Annotated in this window: 6 protein-coding genes; 2 read left to right on the top strand and 4 right to left on the bottom strand. The window is 58.4% G+C overall.

What is annotated here, in order from left to right; genetic code table 11:
- Positions 1–220 (top strand): hypothetical protein (locus WD429_RS07280; protein WP_368421514.1); only part of this gene is annotated, 220 nt, incomplete at its 5' end.
- Between the two features lie 138 nt (positions 221–358).
- Here WD429_RS07280 and WD429_RS07275 read toward each other — a convergent pair.
- Positions 359–1,570, bottom strand: a complete 1,212-nt coding sequence (locus tag WD429_RS07275) for a Fic family protein (RefSeq protein WP_368421513.1) — start codon at positions 1,568–1,570, stop codon at positions 359–361.
- Positions 1,571–1,783: 213 nt separating this feature from the next.
- On the opposite strand from WD429_RS07275, the gene WD429_RS07270 reads away from it, so the two are divergent.
- Positions 1,784–2,542 carry a pyridoxal-phosphate dependent enzyme gene (locus WD429_RS07270; protein WP_368421512.1) on the top strand — a complete coding sequence of 253 codons (759 nt, stop codon included), beginning with the start codon at positions 1,784–1,786 and terminating at the stop codon, positions 2,540–2,542.
- Between the two features lie 52 nt (positions 2,543–2,594).
- Here WD429_RS07270 and WD429_RS07265 read toward each other — a convergent pair whose 3' ends face one another.
- From WD429_RS07265 to WD429_RS07255, 3 genes are read right to left on the bottom strand one after another with little or no spacing between them, the layout of a single operon-like run.
- Positions 2,595–3,368: an SDR family oxidoreductase gene (locus WD429_RS07265; RefSeq protein WP_368421511.1), complete on the bottom strand. Its 774-nt coding sequence runs from the start codon at positions 3,366–3,368 to the stop codon at positions 2,595–2,597.
- Positions 3,369–3,387: 19 nt separating this feature from the next.
- The gene (locus WD429_RS07260; RefSeq protein WP_368421510.1) at positions 3,388–4,536 is read right to left on the bottom strand and encodes an acyl-CoA dehydrogenase family protein; all 1,149 of its coding nucleotides are present in this window, start codon (positions 4,534–4,536) and stop codon (positions 3,388–3,390) included.
- A 9-nt stretch (positions 4,537–4,545) separates the two neighbouring features.
- Positions 4,546–5,733, bottom strand: coding sequence for an acyl-CoA dehydrogenase family protein (locus tag WD429_RS07255; RefSeq protein WP_368421509.1), 1,188 nt, complete (start codon positions 5,731–5,733; stop codon positions 4,546–4,548).
- Between the last annotated feature and the right edge of the window lie 154 nt (positions 5,734–5,887).

The raw sequence follows: 5,887 nt of genomic DNA, 5'->3' as shown, positions 1-5,887 counted from the left end.
CACCGCCTACAGCTACGATAACAACGACCGGCTGACCCAACAGGGCGGCGTCAGCTATACCTACGACGCCAACGGCAACATCTTGACTGAGACCGAAGACGGTCAGGTCACCCGCTACCACTACGATGCCCGCAACAAGCTCATGGAAAAATGGGACAGATCTATTTTTGACGACCGTAGATCGAGGGGCTGTAGAAAATGGATAGTAGTCAGGTGTTGAGTAGTTTGCCTCAAGACATCAACTAAAAACTAGCAATCCGTACTTGTCGTGAGCGATCTAGTAGGTAATGGAATTTACCTGCTCAATCGGGAAGTGAAAACGTAGGATGAAGAATTGGAGCCTTGGTATTTGGGATAACTACACGCCCGGCGCCAACTGCGGAAAATACCAGGGCTCCGCATGTTCAGGAATTTCCCACTTCAGTGGCGACCTGTTACTGGTTTCGCTCAGTAGTCCCTCCTGTTTCATCTGGTTCAATAGTCTGCGCGCGCTACGTTCGTGCATGCCCGTCAGTGCAATGGCCTGTTTGCGATCCAGAGATCCCTGGATGAAGGCGTTGAACAGAACCATGCTGGCTACCGGTTTCAGTTCGGCATCGACTCCGGGAACCCGCTTGTCGTTGCGAGCCACAACGTAACGGTCAATTCGCTCGCGAAGCTTGTCCAGAGCGAGCAGATCCGACATATAGTTCGCTTGATCGAGAGCGGTATCCAGCACAAACTCGCAGAATTCCATCAATCCCGTCTGGCTGAGATAACCTCTGCCATCGGTATTCCCCTGTCTGGGATAATCCGCACGTGCCAGAGCGGCCTTATAGGTTTCCGCAGAGCGGGCCAGACCACGGCTCAGGCACCAGACACCGTAACTCTCTAGCCCAGTTGCCTTCAGTGCCGCATCCGTCCAAAGCCTGATAACCCGGCCGTTGCCATCAAGGAATGGATGAATCCAGAGAAAGCGATGGTGGGCGGCGGCTATGGCGATCAGTTTGTGGTCGCCGCTGTATTTTTTGGGGTGGTATTCTTCGCAGAACCGTTGCATTAGCTCCGGGAGGGCCTGGTGTTCCGGTGGCAAATGCCGGCCGATTTCAACGTCACGCAGGCGCCATTGTCCCGGCGTAACCCGCTCCAGCAGGGCACCCTTGTTGTCACGAACTTCCCTGAGTGAGTCAGGTACATGGCCGTAGAAACGTCGGTGCAGCTCCAGTATGAACTCTGAAGAATAGATCTCATCCAGCGCCGGGGACCGGGCATACAGCCATTTCTGCACCTCGATATGGGCCAGTGATTCCTTCTGCAGGTCACGCTTCACCGGATCGTCGCTGTAGTGGCCTTTTTGCGCCTGGCGAATCTCGTGGGGCTGTGTGCAGTTGCCTTCGATCAGGTTCGAGTAGTAGGAATTAATCACCGACATGTGCAGCCGAAGGGTTTCGGTGCTTTCGGGGGAGAGTTGCCCAGCCAGTTTTGCAGAAATGCGGTTCAACTCCATCGCCTTGTCTGGCAGGGTTGATTTTCTGAGTGCCTGCTCTCCGGGCACAAAGGGGGCAAGGTCCATTATCGAGGCTGTGGCCATAAGTGTTCCAGGCAGTTTTGTCCGGATCCATGTCCGGTTCATTGCGAAATTAATATATTGATATTAAATGTTATTCTATTATTTTTTTCAGATAATATAGTTGGTTTTGTCCGGATTTTTGTCCGGATAAGTATTCAGATTAGCTCACCAGTAACTTGATAGCCAGTTTGGCCTGCATCATGGTTTGTATGAGGAATAGCAGGAGAGAGCACCATGACCAAGCCAAATCTACCTGGCCAATCCCAAATTCGTGAGGCGGAGCGGCGTATTCGACCACACCTGGGCGAAACGCCGCTGCTGAATGTGCCGGACCTGGATGCCGCCATGGGCCAGCCGCTGGGCTTGAAATGCGAAAGCCTTCAGCGCACCGGCAGCTTCAAGGCCCGTGGGGCATTGAACTGGCTGCTGACGGCCAGTGAGGATGAACTCAAGGCCGGCCTGGTGACGGTCTCCGCGGGTAACCACGCCATTGGCCTGGCCTGGGCGGCGGCCATGCAGAACGTGCCACTGACCGTGGTCATGCCCGAGGGTTCCAGTCCGCTGAAGATCCGCCGCACACGGGAATTGGGCGCCGAGGTGATCGTCCACGGTGGTATCCAGCAGGCCGTGGCCCTGTGCCATGAGAAGCGGGATCGGGAGGGACTGACTCTGGTTCATCCCTATAACGATGTCCGCATCATGGCCGGGCAGGGTACCGTTGGCTTGGAATTGCTGTGCCAGCTACCGGATGTGGATCGGGTGCTGTACCCCATTGGCGCCGGCGGGGGGATGCACCTATGCCGGCTCCCGTCAGGTGGTGGAACGCATTGTCACCGTCTCCGCGGAAGGTATCCGGGAGGCCACACGACGCCTGCTGACCGAGGCCAGACTTTACGTGGAGCTCGGTGCCAGTGTGGGCCTGGCGGCTCTTCTGGAAAAGCAGGTCTTACCCACTCCGGACAGGACCACGGTTCTGGTTATTACCGGTGGTAACCTGGACCCGGAGCAAGTCAGTCAGTGTCTGTGACCCATTATAGGACCACGCTTAGCTGACCAGCGTGCCGCCATCCACCGCCAGGCATTGCCCGGTGATATGACGCCCGGCCTCGGAGGCCAGCAACACAGCCGCGCCTTTGAGGTCCTCGCCACCACCAAATCGGTTCAGCGGAATGCGCTCCAGCATTTTCTCGCCCTGGGCATCCAGCAGCCCCTGGGACATCTTCGACGGGAAGAAGCCCGGGCAGAGGGCATTCACGTTGATGTTGTAGTGGCCCCACTCGGACGCCAGCGCGCGGGTGAAGTTCACCATGGCACCTTTGCTGGTGTTGTAGGCGATGGTCTTCATGCCTTCCGGGTTGCCGGACAGGCCGGCAATGGAGGCGATGTTGATGACCTTGCCGGTCTTGCGCGGAATCATGCAGCGCTTGCCGACGGTCTGGGTCAGGAAGAAGCTGGCGTGGACGTTCAGGTTCATCACTTTCATCCAGCCCTCAGCCGGGTAGTCCTCGGCGGGTGCGCCCCAGGTGGCGCCGGCGTTGTTGACCAGGATGTCGATGTCACCGAGTTGGCTGACCACCTGATCCACTACGCCTGGAATGCCTTCCAGATCGGACAGGTCGGCGGCGATAGTGACCACTTCCACCCCCTGGCTTTCCAGATGCGCCTTGGCGTCATCCAGTTCATGCTGCTTGCGGGCGCTGATGGCGATTTTCGCACCCAGCTCACCCAGGGCTTCGGCCATCTGAAGGCCCAGGCCGCGGGAGCCGCCAGTGATGAAAGCCACCTTGCCGGTCAGATCCAGTAGTTGTTTAACGCTCATGGTGTTCTCCTTTGGGAATTCAGGCCGTCATGGCCAGCAGGCCATCGCTGACCTGTGCCAGGTGATGATCGGCATCGCCGAATAGCAGGTTGATCAGGGTCAGGCGCTTGAACAGATGGGCCGCGACCATTTCGTCGGTCACACCCATGCCACCGTGCAATTGTACCCCTTCCTGGCCCACGAACCGTGCCGCCTGGCCGACCAGCGTCTTGGCCATGGAGATGGCCTCCCGTCGGCTGGTGCGATCGTTCGAGTCAGCCTCAGTGGCGGCAAGGATCGCCATGGTTCTGGCCTGCTCGGTCTGGATGAACATGTCGGCCATGCGATGCTGCAGCACCTGGAACTTGCCGATGGGAACCCCGAACTGCTTGCGGGTCTTGATGTACTCCAGGGTGGCCGCGTTCATGGCTTCCATGGTGCCGACGGCTTCTGCGCACAGCGCCGCAATGCCCAGATCGACGGTTTTTTCGATAACGGGGAAGGCCTGATCGATGTCGCCAATCAGATTGCCGGCGCTGACGGCAACGTTTTTGAACGTAATGTCGGCGGTACGATGGCCATCGTGGGTGGCAAAGTCACTCACCTGCACGCCCTTGGCGCTGGCATCGATCAGAAACAGGGACAACCCGGCTTCATTATTCACGTTGCCACTGGTGCGCGCGGAGACGATTAACTGATTCGCCTGACCACCGTGCAATACGGCGGTTTTCTGGCCGCTGATCAGGAACTGGTCGCCCTCCTTGCGCGCGGTGGTCTGTACATGGCTGAGGTTGTAGCGTGCACCTGGCTCGCTGTGGGCCAGGGCCATCAGCCGTTCACCGCTGGCGATAGCCGGCAGTATGTCAGCTTTCTGGACTTCGCTACCGGCATCCCGGATCAGCCCGCCGGCGAGCACCACGGTTGCCAGGTATGGCTCTACAACCAGGCCGCGGCCGACGTTTTCCATCACCACCATGGTGTCGATGGCGTTGCCGCCCAGGCCGTCATGCTCCTCCGGAAAGGTGAAGCCGAGCAGCCCCATCTCCGCGAAAGCGGCCCAGGTGGCTTTATCGGTACCAGTGCCGGAACGGATGATCTCCTGCCGTTTCTCGAAGCCGTACTCGTTGGCCACGAAGCGACGCAGGGAATCGTTCAGCATTTGCTGTTCTTCGGTCAGATCAAAGTTCATATCGCCTCCTTAAAGGCCAAGCACAAGCTGGGCAATAATATTGCGCTGGATCTCGTTGGACCCGCCAAAGATCGACAGCTTGCGCATGTTGAAGTAATCCCCTGCCGCCGGCGTGGCATCTACCGAGCCGGCACGCGGACCGTTGTAATCCAGCTCCAGCGCCTCCGGAATATGGGCAATGGCGTCCTGGCCGCCCGCTTCCATCAGCATCTCGAACAGCTGCTGGCCGATTTCGGTGCCACGGATTTTCAGGCTTGATGCCAGTGCCCCCGGGCCGTTCTTGTCCGTTAGCACCCGCAACACCGTCAGTTCCAGTGCACGCAGCTCCATATCCAACTGCGCCAGCCGGTCACGGAAACGGGTGTTCTCGATCAGCGGCCGCTGGCCGTCCTGCTCCTGCCGCGCCACTTCTTTCAGGCGCTTCATCAACGCCTTCCACTGCCCGACGTTGGCCAGGCCGGTACGCTCATGGCCCAGCAGGAACTTGGCGTAGGTCCAGCCCTTGTTTTCCTCACCCACCAGGTTCTCGGCGGGCACCTTCACGTTGTCAAAGTAGACTTCGTTAACCTCATGCTCACCGTCGAGCATGATGATCGGCCGCACCTCGATGCCCGGGGTGTTCATATCGATCAGCAGGAACGAAATTCCCTGCTGTGATTTGCCCTCGGTGCTGGTGCGCACCAGACAGAAAATCCAGTCGGCATGCTGACCGAGGGTGGTCCAGGTTTTCTGGCCGTTGACCACATAGTGATCGCCTTCGAGTTTGGCACTGGTACGCAGCGAAGCCAGATCGGACCCAGCGCCTGGCTCGGAGTAGCCCTGACACCACCAGTCCTCACCACTGAGGATGCCTGGCAGGAAGCGCCGTTTCTGTTCATCGTTGCCAAAGGTCATGATCACCGGCGCGACCATGCGCAGCCCGAAGTCCAGCTGGCGCGGCGCACCGGCAAGCGCACACTCTTCTTCGAAGATAAGCTGCTGAATCGGATCCCAGCCGGTGCCACCAAATTCCTTCGGCCAGGTGGATGCGCCCCAGCCCTTATCAAACAGAATTTTCTGCCAGCGTTCAGTCATGGCCTTGTCAGGGCGCAGACGTTTCTGCACCCGTTCGCGGATGTCGTGTGGCAGGTTGTCTTCAAGAAACTGGCGAACTTCTGCGCGGAACGCCTCTTGTTCGGGGGTGTAATTCAGATCCATGTTGCACCTCTATTTGTTTGGCTGAGGTAAATGGTTTTGACTGTTGGAGTCGTCTGGAACTTTTACTGCCGTGCCTTCAGCTTGGGCGGTGGCACCGGGCGGGTATCCCCTTTCAAAACACGCTCCTTCGGCCCATCCCTGGGGCGCTTGGGCT

The organism is Marinobacter sp. (genome assembly GCF_040904845.1).
Taxonomy (GTDB): domain Bacteria; phylum Pseudomonadota; class Gammaproteobacteria; order Pseudomonadales; family Oleiphilaceae; genus Marinobacter.
The sequence above is the reverse complement of the archived record's forward strand: the minus strand, read 5'-3'. Positions and strand labels throughout refer to the sequence as shown.

Coding starts and splice junctions, on each gene's coding strand:
- WD429_RS07275 (WP_368421513.1), bottom strand. CDS start 1,570: ATGGCCACAGCCTCGATAATGGACCTTGCCCCCTTTGTGCCCGGAGAG.
- WD429_RS07270 (WP_368421512.1), top strand. CDS start 1,784: ATGACCAAGCCAAATCTACCTGGCCAATCCCAAATTCGTGAGGCGGAG.
- WD429_RS07265 (WP_368421511.1), bottom strand. CDS start 3,368: ATGAGCGTTAAACAACTACTGGATCTGACCGGCAAGGTGGCTTTCATC.
- WD429_RS07260 (WP_368421510.1), bottom strand. CDS start 4,536: ATGAACTTTGATCTGACCGAAGAACAGCAAATGCTGAACGATTCCCTG.
- WD429_RS07255 (WP_368421509.1), bottom strand. CDS start 5,733: ATGGATCTGAATTACACCCCCGAACAAGAGGCGTTCCGCGCAGAAGTT.